The sequence below is a fragment of the Carnobacterium maltaromaticum DSM 20342 genome, from assembly GCF_000744945.1.
GTDB classification, from domain to species: Bacteria; Bacillota; Bacilli; order Lactobacillales; family Carnobacteriaceae; genus Carnobacterium; species Carnobacterium maltaromaticum.
The window spans coordinates 1-19212 of record NZ_JQMX01000004.1; the positions used below are offsets into that span (position 1 = coordinate 1).

The 19212-nt window shown below is 29.5% G+C and carries 23 protein-coding genes; 13 read left to right on the forward strand and 10 right to left on the reverse strand.

The features are described from left to right. From BR77_RS17085 to BR77_RS17105, 5 genes are all read right to left on the reverse strand, one after another. The coding region (locus BR77_RS17085; protein ID WP_035066620.1) for an ABC transporter ATP-binding protein at positions 1 to 523 on the reverse strand (523 nt) is incomplete at its 3' end. A 77-nt stretch (positions 524 to 600) separates the two neighbouring features. Further along, positions 601 to 1119: a hypothetical protein gene (locus tag BR77_RS17090; RefSeq protein ID WP_080732578.1), complete on the reverse strand. Its 519-nt coding sequence runs from the start codon at positions 1117 to 1119 to the stop codon at positions 601 to 603. Between the two features lie 226 nt (positions 1120 to 1345). Further along, the gene (locus tag BR77_RS17095; RefSeq protein ID WP_035066624.1) at positions 1346 to 2467 is read right to left on the reverse strand and encodes a hypothetical protein; all 1122 of its coding nucleotides are present in this window, start codon (positions 2465 to 2467) and stop codon (positions 1346 to 1348) included. A gap of 3 nt (positions 2468 to 2470) precedes the next feature. Further along, positions 2471 to 2770: an uberolysin/carnocyclin family circular bacteriocin gene (locus tag BR77_RS17100; protein WP_035066626.1), complete on the reverse strand. Its 300-nt coding sequence runs from the start codon at positions 2768 to 2770 to the stop codon at positions 2471 to 2473. A 290-nt stretch (positions 2771 to 3060) separates the two neighbouring features. Beyond that, positions 3061 to 3249 carry a hypothetical protein gene (locus BR77_RS17105; RefSeq protein ID WP_035066629.1) on the reverse strand — a complete coding sequence of 63 codons (189 nt, stop codon included), beginning with the start codon at positions 3247 to 3249 and terminating at the stop codon, positions 3061 to 3063. A gap of 747 nt (positions 3250 to 3996) precedes the next feature. On the opposite strand from BR77_RS17105, the gene BR77_RS17110 reads away from it, so the two are divergent. Then, entirely contained in the window at positions 3997 to 4599 is a 603-nt protein-coding gene (locus tag BR77_RS17110; protein ID WP_035066630.1) for a tyrosine-type recombinase/integrase, read from the forward strand. A 127-nt stretch (positions 4600 to 4726) separates the two neighbouring features. After that, complete coding sequence (locus BR77_RS17115; protein ID WP_035066632.1) at positions 4727 to 4963, forward strand: hypothetical protein; 237 nt, start codon at positions 4727 to 4729, stop codon at positions 4961 to 4963. A gap of 263 nt (positions 4964 to 5226) precedes the next feature. Here BR77_RS17115 and BR77_RS17120 read toward each other — a convergent pair whose 3' ends face one another. The 5 genes from BR77_RS17120 to BR77_RS17140 form a co-directional block, all read right to left on the reverse strand. Then, positions 5227 to 6477, reverse strand: a complete 1251-nt coding sequence (locus tag BR77_RS17120; RefSeq protein WP_035066634.1) for a putative phage abortive infection protein — start codon at positions 6475 to 6477, stop codon at positions 5227 to 5229. Positions 6478 to 6606: 129 nt separating this feature from the next. Then, a complete protein-coding gene (locus tag BR77_RS17125; RefSeq protein WP_035066636.1) occupies positions 6607 to 7488 on the reverse strand; it encodes a DUF4238 domain-containing protein in 882 nt (293 codons plus the stop codon). A 110-nt stretch (positions 7489 to 7598) separates the two neighbouring features. Further along, entirely contained in the window at positions 7599 to 7862 is a 264-nt protein-coding gene (locus BR77_RS17130) for a hypothetical protein (RefSeq protein ID WP_035066638.1), read from the reverse strand. Positions 7863 to 7985: 123 nt separating this feature from the next. Further along, positions 7986 to 8798, reverse strand: coding sequence for a ParA family protein (locus tag BR77_RS17135; RefSeq protein ID WP_051926815.1), 813 nt, complete (start codon positions 8796 to 8798; stop codon positions 7986 to 7988). Between the two features lie 78 nt (positions 8799 to 8876). Further along, positions 8877 to 9614 (reverse strand): replication initiation protein, encoded by a 738-nt coding sequence (locus tag BR77_RS17140; RefSeq protein ID WP_051926817.1) that lies wholly within the window; start codon positions 9612 to 9614, stop codon positions 8877 to 8879. A 928-nt stretch (positions 9615 to 10542) separates the two neighbouring features. On the opposite strand from BR77_RS17140, the gene BR77_RS17145 reads away from it, so the two are divergent. The 11 genes from BR77_RS17145 to BR77_RS17195 all read left to right on the forward strand — a co-directional run bounded on the left by BR77_RS17145 (position 10543) and on the right by BR77_RS17195 (position 19121). Continuing rightward, a complete protein-coding gene (locus BR77_RS17145; RefSeq protein WP_051926819.1) occupies positions 10543 to 12093 on the forward strand; it encodes a primase C-terminal domain-containing protein in 1551 nt (516 codons plus the stop codon). Between the two features lie 201 nt (positions 12094 to 12294). Beyond that, complete coding sequence (locus BR77_RS17150; RefSeq protein ID WP_035066642.1) at positions 12295 to 12858, forward strand: hypothetical protein; 564 nt, start codon at positions 12295 to 12297, stop codon at positions 12856 to 12858. Between the two features lie 94 nt (positions 12859 to 12952). Then, entirely contained in the window at positions 12953 to 13180 is a 228-nt protein-coding gene (locus BR77_RS17155) for a DUF1413 domain-containing protein (protein WP_035066645.1), read from the forward strand. Between the two features lie 192 nt (positions 13181 to 13372). Continuing rightward, positions 13373 to 14248: a helix-turn-helix domain-containing protein gene (locus tag BR77_RS17160; RefSeq protein WP_035066647.1), complete on the forward strand. Its 876-nt coding sequence runs from the start codon at positions 13373 to 13375 to the stop codon at positions 14246 to 14248. A 734-nt stretch (positions 14249 to 14982) separates the two neighbouring features. Then, complete coding sequence (locus BR77_RS17165) at positions 14983 to 15321, forward strand: hypothetical protein (RefSeq protein WP_035066649.1); 339 nt, start codon at positions 14983 to 14985, stop codon at positions 15319 to 15321. A gap of 597 nt (positions 15322 to 15918) precedes the next feature. Then, positions 15919 to 16137, forward strand: a complete 219-nt coding sequence (locus BR77_RS17170) for a hypothetical protein (protein WP_035066651.1) — start codon at positions 15919 to 15921, stop codon at positions 16135 to 16137. 20 nt (positions 16138 to 16157) lie between these two features. Beyond that, positions 16158 to 16544, forward strand: a complete 387-nt coding sequence (locus BR77_RS17175) for a hypothetical protein (protein WP_035066653.1) — start codon at positions 16158 to 16160, stop codon at positions 16542 to 16544. 23 nt (positions 16545 to 16567) lie between these two features. Continuing rightward, complete coding sequence (locus BR77_RS17180) at positions 16568 to 17245, forward strand: hypothetical protein (RefSeq protein ID WP_035066655.1); 678 nt, start codon at positions 16568 to 16570, stop codon at positions 17243 to 17245. A 44-nt stretch (positions 17246 to 17289) separates the two neighbouring features. Then, the gene (locus BR77_RS17185) at positions 17290 to 17472 is read left to right on the forward strand and encodes a hypothetical protein (protein ID WP_056995092.1); all 183 of its coding nucleotides are present in this window, start codon (positions 17290 to 17292) and stop codon (positions 17470 to 17472) included. A 72-nt stretch (positions 17473 to 17544) separates the two neighbouring features. After that, positions 17545 to 18582 (forward strand): hypothetical protein, encoded by a 1038-nt coding sequence (locus BR77_RS17190; RefSeq protein WP_035066660.1) that lies wholly within the window; start codon positions 17545 to 17547, stop codon positions 18580 to 18582. Beyond that, positions 18582 to 19121 carry a hypothetical protein gene (locus BR77_RS17195; protein WP_035066663.1) on the forward strand — a complete coding sequence of 180 codons (540 nt, stop codon included), beginning with the start codon at positions 18582 to 18584 and terminating at the stop codon, positions 19119 to 19121. The genes BR77_RS17190 and BR77_RS17195 overlap by 1 nt, the downstream gene beginning before the upstream one ends. The last annotated feature ends 91 nt before the right edge of the window (positions 19122 to 19212 follow it).

Sequence of the window (19212 nt, forward strand, 5' to 3'; positions counted from 1 at the left end):
CTACATAAATAATGGAGAGATCGTTTTTTTTTGATTTTATACATAAGTCTTCAGCTATTAACTGAAGACTATCCGTATCAATCGGCGAAAAAGTTTCATCTATAAGAATTACATCCCAAATATCGAAAAATAACAATGATAGTCCTAATTTCATTTTTGTTCCTAAAGATGCTTTTCCATAGGGTGTATTTAAAGTACCTGAAAAAAAAGATTCTAACTTTTCCCACTGTATGATATTAGGAACTATTGAAAAAGTTGTAAAAAGAATTTCTAAATTTTCTTTGATACTAAAAGGACTTATACCTATTGGATAAGAGTCTAAGTATAAACATCTTTTTCCGGAGATAACTATTTTTCCTGTATAAGATGTATCCAAACCTGAAATTAATTTCAAAAGTGTGCTTTTACCAACTCCATTTTTCCCAACAAGACGATATAAGCCATTTGGAATGTTGAAGTTTAGCGAGTTGAAAAGCACTATATTTTTATTCTTTTTCTGTAGATTATTTAAATAAATACTCATAGAATTCTCCTTCTGAATTAGGATATTTACTGGAAAAATTTTCTAATTATTCCAGTAATTACATTTCACGAACTTTCTTAACCAACAAATCCTTCTACAATTGCCGAAAAGATTAATATTAAAAATGATAAAAAATATAATTTAATGAATTTTTTTTGTTCTGTTAACAACTGTGTTATAGATCTAGTCTTGATTAAAACAAATAACATATATTGGCTTAAACCTTGATAAAATATAAAATTAGGTAATTCCAAAAATGAATGAGGAAATAAGTATTTAAAAGATTCTTGGATTCCGTAAAGACGAATGCCTAGCGTTATTTGAAGTGAAGACGAAACTAAATCAAAAATTTGTAATATTGGAGAAAGAACGGGCAAAAAAAGATATAACATAAAATTTTTTGTATTAGATGTCAAGACAACAGACATAAAGCTATGCCCGGTTTTTGGTGGATTACTGACTATCATATTTACATCTAATGCAAAACCAATAAATATACCTAACGAAATACAAGCTATACAAAAAAATATATAATATGTCAAAAAATATTTCAGGTTAACTATTTTTATGCTCACTCCGTCGCTTTTTAAGTTCAAGAAACAACCCCCTTCCTCTAAGACCTGTAACGTCATTCTTTTTATCTGCAAAGAACTATAAATTTAGTCGAGAATCTTTTAGTTAAATAAATCTAAATTAAAATTAATTGATACTAAAAGGTCATACTAAATTTAAATTTTTATTTAGATATAGGAAGTATCCAGTGGATTAAAAACAAATTCACTGTACAATTTAATATATTCCAATTTTTGCGGTTTTAGACCTTTAAAGAATTAGTAAAGTATTAAATGTGATGATGATTAAATAAATAATTGGAAGAGAGAATTTTAGAATTCCCAAAGGTGTACCTATTATGAGATATTCCGATTTTATAAAATAAACTAAACCGATAAAAAATGGAAAAGGTAACAATAAAATATTTTTTAGTAATTGAAATATATCGAGATTTGATAAGGTAGAACCTAATAAAATGATGAAACAAATCAAGGAAAATATTAGAGAAATTGCAAATATTTCACTGATTAAAAATCTTATTTTCCTATTCAATCTGCTGGAATATAATAATTTTGTTCTAGATGAGTTAAAAAAAATATCATCAGAATCGGATCCAATTAAAAGTTCTAAAATACTAATATAAATTATTTGGAAATATGAAAGTATGGGGAGAACTTCACTATAAATAAGAAAGTGTTGTATAATCCAACCAATTGAAAATAGCAAAATTGCAATTAACGTTGTGAATAATGCATTTTCAGTAATATATGTTTTTATTAGTAATATAAGGTTCATTCGTGGAATTTTAATTTTAGAAACTTTTAGTAAATTCAAGTTTTGACTTAAATATTTTCTACAAAAAATATCTATTAGTATAAGCGTTGCTTGTAATAATATTATGTAAAATATCACTAATTTATTTTCTGTAAGAATTAGGGATGCAAATACTAAATATATTAAAGCTCTAATTAATACTTTAGTAACAGAAGTTAAAATAATAGATATAAAGTAGATTGCTGCTTCAAAATAGGGAAGTAACAATAATAAGTTAAAATCTAAAGTATTTATTGCTATTAAGCCAAAAATTGCACTGAATGATAGCTGAATTAAATAACCATAAAAAACGCCATAAAAAAGGTGCTTAAACCCATAATGTTTTGAAGTATAAAAAAGGCCAGGTGTTCGATAACGATATGGGAAATCGAGTTTATTTAAATTTGAAGTAGAAATTGTGAATATATTCGCAATGATTATAAAGCTAATTAATTCATTCTTAATTAGAAATGGATTTATTAAACAAAAAAGTGATATTATTGTAGTAAATAAGATCATCCCAAAAAAATTGAGATGATCTATTATTGAGTTACCATAAAACCTAAAATTAAATTTCATAGCTTACCACAACGCTGCTTTTGCTTTTCCTTGTTTTTTTAGTAGAAATAAAACGGTAGCAACAATTCCAGATGTAATACCCCCCACACCAGTTAACGCTCCAACTATACTAACAATAGCTGCCGCAGTTTGATATGCTGAGATTAAACTAACTACTTGAGTAGCAGTTCCAGTACTAAGTCCTAATGCTCCAGCAATATATGGCGTTGTTGATATAAATAAAATACCTATCGTAATAGAAATTAATACCAAACTAATTGCTCCATAGAACTTGTAATTTTTTGTAAGTCTAACATTCATCATAACTAATACCCTCCATTCATTTTTTTATTCTGAGAACTTTAACATTATAATGCCATTTGTTTTTCATGATATCATGTTTTAAACTATAACATTTAATTTATATTCTGTAAAGACAAATTTGGGAATTTGTAAAAATTATTTATTTACTAAAATAAAAGTTCTATACATATAATTTGGCTATTACAAATATAAAGAGCATGATGGATAGATTAAAAACGGCATTTTTTAACTATGAAATTTTATCTGCTATATTAAACTGTTAAAGAAGCATGAATAGTATTTGAATAGTATTATTTTTTTTCTTTAACAACAGAACGCACAATTAAAAAGCTTGAAATTATAACTATAATGACAGCAATACAAAAAATTAAAACAAATAAAAAGCTATCCCTGAAAGATACAGGAGCAAAGTTTGCCAATGCATATACCAAAATGAAACCTAAAATATCTGTTGATATATATATAATTTTTTTATCCATACTTAATCAAACTCCTTTTCTATTTTTTACGCAATTCTTGTAGCATTATATATAATGTTACACTTAATAGCGTACAATAAAACAAACTAATTGTCTAACTATTTTGAATATTAATAATTTTTGATTTATATTTAAAATGAAAATGAAATTTGGTTATGTTATAATTTTACTATGTAAACGCGTTTAGAGTTTTTATGTTTCACTAAATTTCAAAAATACTGAATTAAAGAATGAACAAACTAATTTTTTTACTAATTAACAGACTGGGGATGACGATATGAGAAAAAGTAAAGTAATCTTATTTTTAGGATTAATTGTTTGGGGATATTTCGGATTAGGTCCATGGAGTAAACCTGTAGATGATTTCTATGATATAAAATGATAAAGGCAGGGCTAAAATATATTTTATAGGGGAAACTAACGTGAATATTATTGTTGATTTTTTTTTAATAATACTGGATACATTTCAAATGAAAAGCACAAAGAATTTCAGAAAGAAAAAATAAATTGATTTAAAAATTTTTCATTAAATATTTTAGAGAAAACATATGAAACTTAAACAATGACAATTTAACTTTCGAACTTGACACAAGCGTGTTGTGTCAAGTTCGGTAAAATGGCTCAATCCCATGTGGCTCTAAGCGTACGTCCATTTATTGGAGGTGCGCTTATTTTATAGTCTGTTTGAACTTGACTTAAACTGTGCTATAATGAATTTGAGTAAAGTTCAGAAAGGGAAGACTTTTTATGGAAATTGTGAACCCAATTCGGGATAAAAAAAAGATTGAGGACATGAAAGCCGTTTTGGCTTCCACAGAAAAAGGAAAACGAAATGTCTTACTTTTTACATTAGGAATAAATACCGCGTATCGTATTTCAGATTTAGGTCGATTGAAATTATCGGACGTCTTAATGGTCTCCAGACAAAAAGTGGTTGCAAAAGAGCGACTTCAAATGAAAGAGAAAAAAACGAGCAAAAATAATTCAATTATCATTTCGAGTAAATTAAGAAATCAACTCATGGAGTATGTGAGAGAAGAATTTCCAGAGCAGCTTGCGAATCAAGACTTTGATACGTATTTATTTCCGAGTCGAAAAGGAGTCAATCAACCATTAAGTCGTCAAGGTCTGTGGTTAATTATTAGTGATGCGGCCAATCGAGTTGGACTGAAGAACATTGGTACGCATTCGATGCGAAAAACATTTGGCTATTTTCTTTATAGTAAGAATAACATTCCTATAGAAATTATTCAGTCTCTACTCAATCACTCTTCAGCGAAGGAAACTTTACGTTACATTGGAATTACACAAGAAGATAAAGATACTGCAGTAATGAGTTTAGATTTATAAAACGACAAAAAACGAGAAAAATAATACGTTGTGATAACGAGAGAGTGATTTTAATAACCGTTCAACATGACATGGTACTATTTAACCATGAAAGATCACATTAATAATACAACATAGGAGGAATAAAATGAGTAATTTAGGTAAATATCAAGAATTGATCGAGGAAGCATATAAAGCAGGTGGAGTTGATGAATTAATAAACAATATTGAAGTTAGAGGGGCAAAAAAAGCAGCTGCAATTTTGACCGCAAGTATTGGACTGACATACGGTGGTTACAAAATTTTTGAGCCAAAAATTAAAAAAGGCTCAAAATTAGTGAAAGATTACAGCAAAAAAAAAATTCAAGAAATACTAAACAAATAGATTCCAATTTCTTTATACATTTGCAAAAAAAAGAATCCAATTAAATATTGGATTCTTTCTAAAATTTAATATATTTAGATATTTTTTAGTCAGGTTAATCAAAACCTCAATTCTTGAAAACTTTTTTTAGTCAGGTATGTTTAAACCTCAATTCTTAAAAATATTTTTTAGTCAGGTCTATTTAAACCTCAATTGTTCTTTCTACAAAATAATTGTATCATGTTTTTTAAAATTAGTCAAAACAAAATGTGTTACCTCAGTAATTATCTAGATTTTGTTTTAGAGTTCATTTCTTCTTTAAACTTTTGTTCATTATCAAAACTAATATTATTAGTTGAAATGAAAAATTCTTTCATTAAAAATTTTTCAATGCCATCTTTTGTGACAAATGAATTCTTATTAAAGTGTACGGAATCATCTGTATTTAAATCATTTGTGTCTCCAAAAAAATCTGAGTTCAATAATTGAATACCAAATCCTAGACCTTTTTCAGTAAAAGTAGAATTATAAAAAATACCTAACATGACTTTCTCGCTAAATTGTGCTCTCAGTAATCCTCTTAATTCCTTTTGCATATTTTTATCTTCAATTTTCAAATTTATAAATTTAATAATCCTATAGGTATGTCTTAAAAAAGTTCCGGTCTCATCGTAATGTTCATTGAATATTTCATTGCATTTTTTGAATATATCATCATAACAAAGTTTTTCTTCTTTTAAGTCGAATTGTTTTTCAAACAAACTGAATATTTGTCTAATTTCTTTCTGGTGATTGGTTTTATTCAAATACTTAAAAACTTTATTTTGTTCACTTGTAAGTAAATTTGAAAATATAGAAGGACTTTGATCGCTCATTTGGGTAATAACTATTCGCTCAACTACATTGTAGTTTAATATTTTTAACTCTTTCAAATCTTTCAATATGCCTGCCTTTTTTCCACTTGTACCTGATCCTTTTGTTATTGAAGCTTCACTTTGTTCAATAGCAGCAAGTATAGTCACTTCATTATTACGCCAGTACTCAGTTAATGTTGCAATGTTTTTTTCCAATAGTTGTCCATTATTGTTAAAATACTTATCTAATTTATCTAGAATAATACTCAAGTTTTTCCGCTCTTCTTTAAACATAGTATAATTATTTTCTATTAGTTTCATAACGAATTGAATATCATGGGTTTCTTTGTTAAATTTTGAATTTTTAAATAATGTTCCAATTGCAACGCATAAAGATCCGGTCGCAACAAAAGCTGTAAAAACAGAAAAACTTACTGTCTTATCACCAAAGCTAAAAGAGTCTATATTTGTACTGATCAACATAAAACCTGATAGTAAACCTCCTACAAAAATTGATACACTTAAGCTAACTAAATAAGGCCAATTTTTAAATTTATTTACTTTTCCACCTTGTGTGTCAATTTTTTCACCAAAAAAATAACTTAATATACTAAGTCCAAATGAAACAAAGGATAAGCAAAACAATAAATTATTTACACTTCCAAATATTTTTTCAACCATATTAAACTCCTTAAAGTAACTCCATTTATTTTTTTATTATAACAGTTTAATAGCTTTATTTCTAGGTTTAGAAAAATGACTAGAAATATTATGTTTATCTTTATACTATAAATAAGGATGCCATTGTAGTTATAAAGTCCTCCACTCTTTAATAAAAATCTCGTCCTCAGTAGTCATATTTTTACATATGATTACATTTGATGCATTTTGGATTACCAATCTATTTATGTCAGTTACCATTTTTTCTGACATAATATGAGGTGCGTAATAATGAATAAAATTGATTTCACTAAATTTCTTTAAGGCTATTGCATAAGTTGAAGAAATTGGTAAAAAATAATCGATGTCACTTACATCATGTACTATTACAGGACTATCAGAAAAAAATAGCTTATTCTCTTTTGGAGTTTCATAGAATTCTAAATAATAATCGTTAATAATGTAATTAATCAAAGTATTCAACACCCCTGTTTGAGGATTACGACTAAATAGTTCTTCAAACATTTTTAATTTAGTATTCTGGTAAGAAGCTTTAGCTAATTCTACTGCTTCTTCATCACCCCATAGAATTCCTTTATAAAACATATGTTCAATTTCTCTAGGTAACGTTCCTTTGAAAGCTATTTTCTTAATCTCTGGTAATCTTACTATTACCATTGATAAATGGGTCATTAACTGAACTGTTAATGTTTCGAATTCTCCAGTTTCGACCATTTTTTTTAGTTTTTGATCTCTGTCTTTTTCTTCTAATATACCTAATATATGTTCAAGATATCCAGCTAAATCGGATTCTATTTTTGCAAATTTATTTTCTGTGTGATTTCGATTAATATAATTACCATTTCTATCTTTATCTTCATAAAAATCCTTTTCAGTGCAAATATCTTTAATTGAACAGGTAATTCTTTTTAGTGAAGGTTTCAAGAGAACAGCATCTATTTGACCGTTGCTATTAAGAAATCTTTTTAAAGTGTACTGTGAAATGTAGTGTTGTTTTTTAGTAGGTTTCAAAATATAGCCTCCATATAAATAATCAGTATTATTGTAAATATTGAATAAAAAAAAGAAGACTGAGTGTGACAATCCTCTTTTCAGTATTGAAATACATTTAAAATTTTTAATTAATCTAATTGTTTGAGTAGATCATTTATAAAACTTGATGCTGAGGGATAATGATACTTATCAGCTAGGATGTCAGCATGCTTACGGACACTTGGCTCCAGGGTTATGTTGTAGCGTTCCTTTTTCTCGCTTATATTTTGATTATAAGGAATTTTAATTTGATTACTTATTTCGTTTTCTACTGGATTAACCGTTTCTTCTTTCCCAGGGTTCATCATTTCTTTTAAAATATCTTCTTTAGGTTTACTGAAGTCAAATGCCATTTATTATTAGCTCCTTTTAAAAGTGTGTATACACATACCTATACACACTATATAGTTTTTTTGTATTACTTTTTTTAATTACATTGGATTGAAACGTATGTATAAGTATGTGTATACACATACTTATACATACAAATCGATATACTTACTTATATTTTCTAATGTTTCTTCAGTGTGTAATAGATATTCTCTAGATGACTTATCTTTCATTAGGTTTTCGTCTTTTAGCATTTCTACAATCGGGATATTCTCACTTGTTGAATTGGCCATTAATGTACGATCCCAAAAGAATCCTAAAAAATCATCTCGATCTTCAACAACTTTTTTAAATGAAAAGCTTGATTTTGTATTGTGTTTCACCTTATTTCCGATAAACATTAGTTGAGCTTTTACAAGAGTTTCTCTTGATCTAAAATCAATCATTTCTCCTCTAAATTTGTCCAAATTTATCTTCGCAGAATCAAGACCTTCAAAGCTGAATTTATGCGGTTCAACGGGACAAAGAAGTAAGTCACAAACAATCAAGAAATTTTTTGTGATTATTGACATATTTGGATGTAAATCAATATAGATGCGATCATACTGTTCAAGTTCATCGGCGTGATCTAATAACCACATAAAAAACTTTGTTTCTTTATTGGTAGCAGTAGCTAATTGAGTATTTAATTCCCCTAGTTCCTTTGAACCAGGTATTAAATCTAAATTCTCTTTCACATGCACAAATTCAACTTCTTCTTTGTCAGAAAAACAATTCATTACAGTTCCTGTGTTCTGATAGTTGTTATAGATGCTGCTGAGATGTCTATTTTCGTCACCATCAATTAATAGGACCTTTTTACCATTAGCAGCATCATGTTCTGCCTTGTTATAAATTATAGTAGTCTTACCAACGCCACCTTTATCAGCTAAAGTTCCAATTATACTTGTTTTTGACATATTTTTTATACACTCCTTTTATTGTTGTGCGTGAGTATGTGTATACACATACCTATACACACGCTTTGATTAAAAAAATTAATTAATTAACTCTTCTTTCTTTTTTTGCACTAAAAATCGAATGGCGACCGTTGATTTACCTTGTTTAATAGTTGAGTAAGTAACGGTCATTGTCGTTACTTCAGTAATCGTATTAACTGCTTTTCTAATGTAGTTTAATAATCTATACCATTCAGTATTTTCTTTATTAAAGAATTCTTTCATAAATTCAACAGTACGTTCTACCTCTTCGCCGTCATCGTAAGATTGCAGCAATTCATATAATTTCTTAGCATAAATGCTTTTCAGATTAACTTGATCCCTGAATGAATAATGAGAATGTTTCTTTCCAGCATAATGTAGTAGATAAGGTGCTAAATCTTTGTCTAACTTTAAAACAGCCTGTCCTTCTTTTATATAGACTTTTTCCAACCAGCGACCATTCGTAATCCAGCCGTCTTCAGTTTCTACTAACATACCTTTACTTGTTAAATTGTAGAGAGCTTTCTCAGTACTTCCATATGAAGCGCCGCCCTCTCCAAAATCACAAATAGCATTTATTTCAGATAATGAAGTTTCAACCGACAATAATTGGTTGTCATTGTCTTTTACTCTAGAAATCATAAAGTCAACAAGAGTAGTTTCTTTTGCGGAAAGTTCATGTCTAGCCTTCCGGACAAGATCAACAGATTTTGAAACGACTCGATCCCGTTCCTTGTTTATATCGAGGGCATTTATTCCACTCAATGTAGCACCTCCTAAATTTATTATATGCATATCATAGCATACTGAAAAACAGAAATCAACGATTAAATAAGCTAAATGAAAAATAAGTATGTATAAGTATGTGTATACACATACTTATACATACACAAACACTTTAAAGGGATTTAAAAGCATTTTTAATGAATAGAACACTGATTTGTGTATGTGGGTGTGTATACACATGTGTATGTTAATGAAATGCTTGATCTGTATAATGATGGAAAAAAGTGTGCTATGTAATCTCGATTAACTCATGGAAAAAAGTATGCTACGTTGGTTGAAAGAGATAAAATAGTACGATTAAAGGGCTTATTTAGGATTATTTAATAAAATTAAAAAGAAAAACATCGTTTTTGGTTCTAAATGAGTCAAATGGAAAAAAGTGAGCTACGTTAATCGACGTGGAAATTTGTGTGCTATATAGATACCGGCACTATATGGAAAAAAGTGTGCTATATAGTTGTAAACATTAGTGTGATAACGTTTATAAAGCAGTTTTTGTAAATAATGAGATCTTATTATGTAAAAAAAAAAAGAGTGAAAGATATAGCACACAAATTTCCATTGCTATATCTATTTACATTCAATCCTATTTGTTGTATTTTGGATATAAGGATTTAAACGGAAACATAATTTAAAATAAAAAAAAGAGACGGAATGTAAAAGAGATTGGTCCCTCTTATACATTTCTGAATCACATACAACACTATGTGTTCATTCTCGTCCCGTAAAATTAGTATTTTATTTTGATGAAGCAGGCGGTAACCTGTTTCTGATAACTTATTATACCAAAATTTTGCTGAAACTTCAACCTTTTAAGGCTTATTTGAGTGTTTTTTATATTGATTTACGCCTAAAATAGTTTGAATAGACGAAAGAGAGCGCACAAGTAAAAAGTGCGCTCTCTTTTTTTATATCAAGTCAAACTGGAGGTGTTAATATGATTGAAATGCAAAAACAATGGGCTGAAGAAGCTAGAGAGTTCGTTTTAAGAAATGGAATTAAACAAGTAAAACCTTATAACAGTAGAATAATTAGTCTTTCTCAAAAAGAAGATAAAAACAAAAAAGGATCTATCTTTGGTTTCAGAACGAAAGAAGCTATGCAAGAGTCCCGTGGCATTGTACTAACATCTTTAGAGGGTTTAAATGAAAACCCCAACTTATCTCATTGGACACCCAATATATATGGGTGGGGTGGTTACGCTGATGCTGGTCGCAATTATGTAAAAGGGCACTTTGAAAAGAATTTAAATCAAATTAATTGTTTTGTGGTAGACATCGATTGCAGCGAAGACAAAAAATTAACTGAAAATGAATTAGTCCTGGAGTCATTAAACACTGACTTAGGACTATTACCAACACTTATTTTAGAAACACCAGCCGGATATCATGTGTATTATGTATTGGAGCATGCTAGTTTTATCTCAAGTGAAAATAATTATAAGTCATTAAATGTTGCTAAAGCTATTTCGATTAGTATCCGGATGGCTTTTGAGGAACGTTTGGGTTCAATGATTGACATTACGTGTAATCATTTTGGGGTTTTTAGAGCGCCTAACCAGGAGAACATTGTGCACTTTGAACCTAATTTTACGTATAAATTTGAAAAGTTAATGAAATGGTCAATGAAATACCAGGAGAAAAGATTAATTGAACGAAAAACAAAGTTATCTGTTGTTAAGACTCCGTTAAAAAAAGTTAAATATAAGCAAGTAAATTCAATGTGGTACAAAGCTTTAATTAATGCTGAAGAAGTTGATTGCGGCCACGGAACTGATTCAGGAAGAGATAACACAATATTAACGTTATCACTAGCCAACTTCAGTTCTGGAGTACCGTTTCAAGACTGTTTAAATGAAATGGATCTCTTTAACAGCAATTTAACTAATCCATTGCCACATCGAACTGTAGAACGAAAAGTAATTAGTGCTTATTCAGGAGACTATTTAGGAGCCAGTAGTCGTTTTATAGACTTACTAGTGAATGAATGGGTGAAATCTGATCAGCTACAAGCATTAAAAAAACAAAACACTGGACGAGTGGACCGTTCTTTATGGGTAAAACATGCCAAGAAACGTGAAGATCGAGAACGTACTCATTATCATGAATGGAGAGAAGACTTTTTCACGTATATTCATTCAAAAACAAGTCATAATAAGCCAACATTAGAAATTACAACTAAAGAAATTGTCAAAGATATGGGTATTCCATTAAGTACCCTAAAGGATTTAATGTACCAGCTGCGTACTGAAGGGGAGCTTTTCGTAAAAACGACCAGAGGTCGATACGGAAAAACATTCTTGACTACAAAATCGTTTATGCTTCAGTTAATTCTTAAAACTAAAAGAGAACAATTAAACAAATTTCAAGAGGCACTTTTAAATATAATCCCGGAAGCGAATAGAATCTTCCAACAGTTAAAAGAACACACGTTAAAAGAGCTGAAAATGCCTATAGAACAACAAATATTAGAGTTGGACACAGGCTGATTTTAAATAGCCGATGTGCCAATAACAATATATCAAGTATACGGCAATGACTAGCCTTCCCTGATACCATGCTTGTTTTATAGTTAATGATTATTTACAGTATATTCGTTGTAGACCTATTTTTATTTGAAGCTTTATTCTGATTGCGATATAATTATCGCATATGAAATAATTCTTTTATTGAAAGAGGGTAGGCAAGGAATGACTAAAGTGAGACGTATTGGGAAACACCCTATTTTTACATTTTTAAGGGATGAATTGAAGATGAATTTATCAGAGTTTTCGGTAGTTACAGGAATTCCACAATCTACAGTATCAACATGGATTGAACGTGAGAGGACTATAGAGACTTTACCAATGTATTTTTTTGTTGGTTTAGCTAATTTAGGGAATTTGATTTTAGATCAAGTTTACAATGCTTTAATTGTTCTTGAGTCTGAATATGTAATCAATCAGGTCGAGAATAAAACGTACCTAGCAGCTGAAGGTATTGCTTTAACAGATAAAGTTGAAAATGAAGCTCGTCTTTTAAAATCTGAATTTGAAGGAAAGGCTAAAGAACTTGGTGTACCTGGTATAGTTAAAAAGCTTAAAGTTGCAACGAGAGAAGCCAAGAAAGATGTTTTTATGTCAGAAATAATTGGAATGTATGCTTTAATTGGTAGAATATTGCCAGTATGGATTGGAATGATATTTGATGAAGACGAGGATATATTTGTTGAGATTTCTTTAATCTACGTTAGAGTGTTAAGTGAATTATCTTAATTTTACTAGATATTATGAATTTTTATACTAACATGCATGTTGACATGAATGTTAGTGTAGTATATATTAAATTTACTTGAAGGGAAGATCAGCTGTGATTAATTATGAAAATTTACTTTTGGAAGTTGAGAAAGTAGAACCTGGATTAATCTTTAAAGTTTCAGATTTATTTGTTCCACTTATTTGGAAACAAGTAGATTTAACAACAAGAAGACAAATGGCCATTAGATTTAAAAATGAAGTTGAAGAAAAAGGAATTTGTAATATTGAGACTGCGGGTAAAAATACGTCAAGTGCACAATTGTATAAAAAAAAGAAATAGAACATAAAAATGCACTATTTCAAGGGGAAATTAATTTTTTTTTTATGACCATGGGGTGTTACCGTATGGAGTGATATTAAAAAAGGTAGCTAAAAATTGCATTTTTTCACCTCCAAATATTAATTATTTTTAGTATACACTATGTGAAACTCATTGTCTAAGGGGGAGAATGTTATAAATAGGGAAATTGCTATGAAAATTAAGTCAAAAAGAAAACAATTAAATATGTCTCAAATTGAATTAGCAAAGGGGATTTGTACTCAAGGTACTATTAGCAATATTGAAAATGGCAATAGTATGCCTTCAACATATATTTTGAAGGAGATTGCAATAAAGCTAGATATTGATATATTTGAGATTACAATTGGGAATCAAAGTTCTACACAACGAGTATTGAGCAATGTAAGTAAACTTGTGGCACTAGGTAAACATGAAAATGCTTTTTACCAATTAGTGGGACAAATTAATCCTTCTGAGATTATTAATATTTCTCAAAGTAAAAGATACTATTACTACTTAGGCATGACAACATTAGTTGGTTTGGGGGATGTTGATAAAGCTGAGAAAATTTTTAATAGAATTTTAGAAGATTATGAAATTAATGGTGATGTTGAAGACATTTTAGTTTACTGTGGACTTGGAATTATTTCATGTGAAAGAAAAAAAATTAAAAAAGCTCAAAAATGGTTTGATAAGGCAGTATTAATGTTAAGAAATGAAACGTTGTTTAGAGAAGAAAACATTTTTGAAATATTGAAAATTTACTTTAATATAGCAAAATTTTATTCTGAAATAAAAGAATATGAAATATCAATTCAAATGGCAGATGAAGGGATATTTTGGGCAAATGAATTGAATAATAGCTATCATTTAGGATACTTAATTTATGAAAAAGGGTTTAATTTACTGGCATTAGGTCAAAAGAAAAATGCTGAAATTAATTACAATATGGCTTTAGTGTATGCGATTACTAGTAAACACGAAGTTTTAAAAGAAACCATTATTAATGACTCGAAACAGCTAGGCATCAACCTTTTTATGAGTAAAGCTGAAATCAACAATTATTAATCTGCTAATAATTACTAATATTTGCTAATATTTTGAAATCACCTAACATTTTTAGAAGTACTTATGATATATTTATATAGTAATAAGTGAAATTAAATATGCTATATCGTTTATTTATTTTGTTTTGTCTTGTAGTTAGTTCATTTATGTGTTAGATTAATATTGCAGAAATGAACTTAACTATTAGAGAATAACTTTGAAAACTAAATAAAAATTTTGTTTTACTGGTTTTTTGTTAAAACTGGGTAAACAAAAAAGGCCCTGAATGCTCGCATAATAAGTCGTTTGGCGACGATTTATTATGGTCAGTACATCCAGGGTGCAGCAATCTAACTCAGAATTAGATAGTGCACATTGCCTTTTTTCGTTGCTCCTGTACAAGAAGCCCCGGTTGCGACTAAATGTCACAACAATTAATAATATATCATACAACGGTTCATTTTTCAGCTTATTTTCAATAAGATTTTTGTGAAAATAGTTTTTTTAGCTGAAATGATTGAATTAATATATTATTTTTATGGGGTTAATTGTTACAGCGCGATTTAAAAGGGGGTTATCACTATTTATTTATAGTGATAGCCCCCTTTTTTTGTTTGTCGAGCTTTACTAAAAAATCATGGCACTGAGAGTTGATAAAATAACTTGGACCAAACAGTGTTGGTGATGGTAAGACATTAAAGATTTTCACATTAGATAATAAGTAAATTAATTAATAGGAGAAAGGAAGGATCAACATGGCAAAAGGTATGACATTAAAACAATCGGATGTTTCTAGGTTAGGAAGTACAGCAAAATTATTTACAGGGAGACCCATTGTTATAGACGGAAACACGACATTTGTAAAAGATTTCTATTATCACAAAGGGAGACGAGTAGAGGTTAAAGGTTGCGAAATGCCATTAGAATCCGTTTTTCATGAAATCAGTAGAGTGATGGATGAATCAGGAATCGTCATTGCAGAAAGATTAAACCCAAGAGCAGCATTAATAAGCACCGGAAAAGGAAAATCTAAAAAACTAAATAAAATTGATACAAAATTTGTTCAAGAGCTTGCTACATTAGGGAATAAATAAAACTGCACGTACCATTGCTAAACAATAGACATTTGATAGTTGCTAATTTGCTTGGACTTTCTTCTAAAGAAAATACCAGTTCGAGAGATTAGAAACTATAACCAGGTAAGAGAGTGAATTTCGAACATGGGGTGGAGACTTCTTTTCTAGTTTATGGACTTAGGCGAAATTAGAAGCGATTGAAAAATCTTTGGGTAACGAAAATACCTAAAGGAAAACCACAGGCTAAAGAAATAAGCTCACTAATTGAATATTTCGGTCTAGTCAACCGCCTTGCTGATCAGCGTAGCTACTAAGGAGCAGGGGTAAAAACAGGTCAAAATAGTTGTGCCAACAACTGAAAAGATTGTCTGCTACGTACATTGAGGGATTTGCCAAGACATACAAACATAAGTACATTTGTGGGTTGTATCGAGCAATAGCATGCCCAGAGAGACTTTGGCAAGTCTTTCGTTCATAGAGTTGCGGTAACTGATGCTTAACCGTGCGAATAAAACATGACTAAAAAATTTGAAAAAACATTTACAAAATTAGTAACTATCAGATGTCTATTTGATAATAAATTTAAAACTATTAATAAAAGAGAGGAAGGATTTTGTGGGAGAAGTACAAATAAATCAACTTATTGAATACCTAAGTCATAAAAAATCGAAAAAAGTAATTTTGCACTACTACAGCGATTTAAAACGATTAACGCAGCACCAAAGGTTAGCTTTAACGGGTGCTATTAAACATGATAATCGTGTAGGCATAACTTATTTACAAAACGGAAACCAAGTGTCGAAAGTAGTCTATCTCAGAGAAGTGATTGATTAATCAAAAGGGAGTGCATTTTTTTGAAAGCTTACATTGTTGAAGATCAATACAGAAATAACCAGGTACTTGTCTATGCGGTAGATGCTTTAGAAGCTCGAACAGCTGCAAAGAATACAAAAGAGTTATCTCATGTAGAATGGATTGATTTGCTAGTTAGACGAGCTGATTATAAAGATCACTTAACAGCATGGGAAGTAAGATGTTTTAGGCTGGTAATTGAACTAAATGAATTAGTAAACGGTTGGTCGTACGAAATTAGCAATGAGCTTATGTATGAAGATAACTGGAAGGACTTTCTTAACAGGCTTGATTCCATAGAACGGAAAAATATACTTGCTGCATTAGATAGGTTAACAGAAGAAAATGGAGGTAATGAGATGGAATATCCCTTAACCAAAAAGGTTTAAAAGAATATGAGGATGTGAATTGAGTGGAAAAATTTAAAATACCAGATATAAAGGACTATGAAACCTATCAACAAGCAATAGATGCAATTAATTTAAGTTCATTTTGTATTTATGTAGGTATTGTATTAATCAGTTTAATTTTAAGCACATGTTTATACAAAATTGCGGTAGTTGTCTTATATAGAAGAAAAATTGACAAAACTTATTATATTATGTTTTGGTTAATGTCATCGTTAGCAATAGGTATAATCACAAATTACATTTCAGCAGATATAAAGAACAACTTAAACGAAAAAATAGTAAACACTCCCAACCTTGTGTACAAATGGGAACCAAAAAAGACTTTTCAATTGAATCAAGTTCAAGTGGAATTATCCAAAAAGATAGGAACAAACATGATTTTAACAGTACGTTCTGAAGATAATGATTCAATAGATCTCAATGCAGTATTTATGCTTAATCGAAATAATACAATTATTCATAGTTCAGACAAAGTGAAACAAGAAAAACTAGTATTGGAGCAACAAGTATTAACGGATAAGAGATTTGAAAGTGTTCTTCTTTCTATTGAAGAGAATGAAAGAAACTTTTTATCAAATTTACTTTATCCAAATAGACAATACAAACCTCCAGTACGTTGGATATTCTATGTTGAAGAAAAAAATAAGGAATTACTACAGCTGCAGGAGATTGATTTTTAATGTCATTACACCAAATGTTAAAGATATTAAAGGAGGAACAAAAAATGAACAAATATGAAGTAAAAGATGTCGTTTGTGACTATGGAATTTTTGAAAACGGAGTGCTAATACCACAACTGATTTTAAACAGTAAGTCAAATGCTACTATTATCAAAGACATTTTAGATGTAGATCAACAACACAAGCGAGTTGTGGGACTTTTAGAAGTTGAAACAAAAGCTGATTAATCAACGTTGTCCCCCATCTAATATATTTTAACTAAGAGGGACAACACTATAATCATAAGGAGTGAAGGTAAATTGATAGAAGGAACAACAGATATAATACTTCAATTGACGTTAGTTTTGCTGAAAATTGCACTTTATATGAATTTTCTATTTCCCATAGGTATAGTTTTTAAACATGTAAGTCAGGGAATCATAGTTATCAATAAAATAAAGTTTAAAAAAAGTATGTTTACAACATTTGTAAATATACTTTTTCTTTTTGTACTTTTTGCAGTTTATAGGGATATTTATGAAAGAAATGAACCAATTTTACTAATGTTTTATGTTTGTGTGATTTTGCCGATTTTATTGATTTATCTATTGAATCAGACAAAAGTGATATTTAAACAGAGAGAACTTGTATTTATTGGAATAGTACCCATGATTTATCTTTACAAGAAAGTGAAAAAAAGACAAAGAGAAACAGTAGAGAAAATAATAGAAGAATGGATCCAGAATGATTTGAAAGAAGCCCATACCACGAATTTTAAAAATTTAGTTGATCGGGAAATCACTTTAGGGAAAGGTGCAATAGGCACACGAGAGAATTTGATAAAAGAGCAGGGGAAAAGTACCTCTATCGATGTTTCTGTACCTATTGTACCAATTGAAATTGAACTTATTAAGAAATATGAACAAAGTATTCATGGTTTTAATGGTGCACAAGGATTTTATATAAGAAGCGCAGAAAACCTTTTAACGGTTCTCATTAAATATATCGAATATGTTTATGATGAAAAAGGAATTAAGTTATCACGTGAAACAATCCTTCAAGAATTACTAGCTATTGATGAACTCTTGTGGGTATATGAATTGCCATTAAAAGTATTTTTAGCAGTAATAAAGGACATTATGCTAATTGATTCCAAAAATCATGACTTTTCTGTATTGGGCTTTTTAGGTGACAATGCAGCTCAAAAGACATCACATGAATTGAAGTTTATATTAGATCAAGTTGAAGGTGTAGACAATTTTGTTTCAGAAATAACTCCTAGTTTTATGAATGTTGAAATATGGGACGAGTCATTAAAATATAAGAAACAAGTCAAAGAAGATTGGAGAATGAGATAGTGAATATAGAAGGTTCTGAAAAGATGATTGATCGATTAAAGAAAACGGGCTATAACGTAAGGATTTTGAACATAGATGCACCAATAGATACTTTTAATCCAATTATCAGCCTTAAACAACAAATTATTGAAGTGTATATAAATGAAGTTTCCATTATTAATTTTAAAACAGAAAAAGAATTTGAAGAGTTTAAAGAGTATTTAAAAGAATACGGAGTAACAAGTGTGGATATTGATAATTTTACTCCTGGAGATACGTTCAAATTAACAAAGAGTATTCAACGAGCAGAGAAAGAAAAAAAGACAAGAGACGAAGAACTGTTGCGAGGTGAAAAAATTGATAATATTGAGAATAAAGGATACAAAGCGAGAATTATGGAAGATTCCGCTATTTTAGGAAACATGCTAAACAATATGGAACCAAGACCAGTTGCTGGACTACAAAAACAAATAAGAACAGCAAAAAATGCGAGTGTAAAAAATTATCTTTTTGTACAGAGCAAAGAAGAATTAAAAAAAGTATACGGAAAAGGAGAATAACAATGAATAAACTAAGAGTAACAATAGAAAATTACAGAATGTTATGGAAGGAACCGTATTTTAGGTGGTTGCAGGAATTCAATTGGTTTAG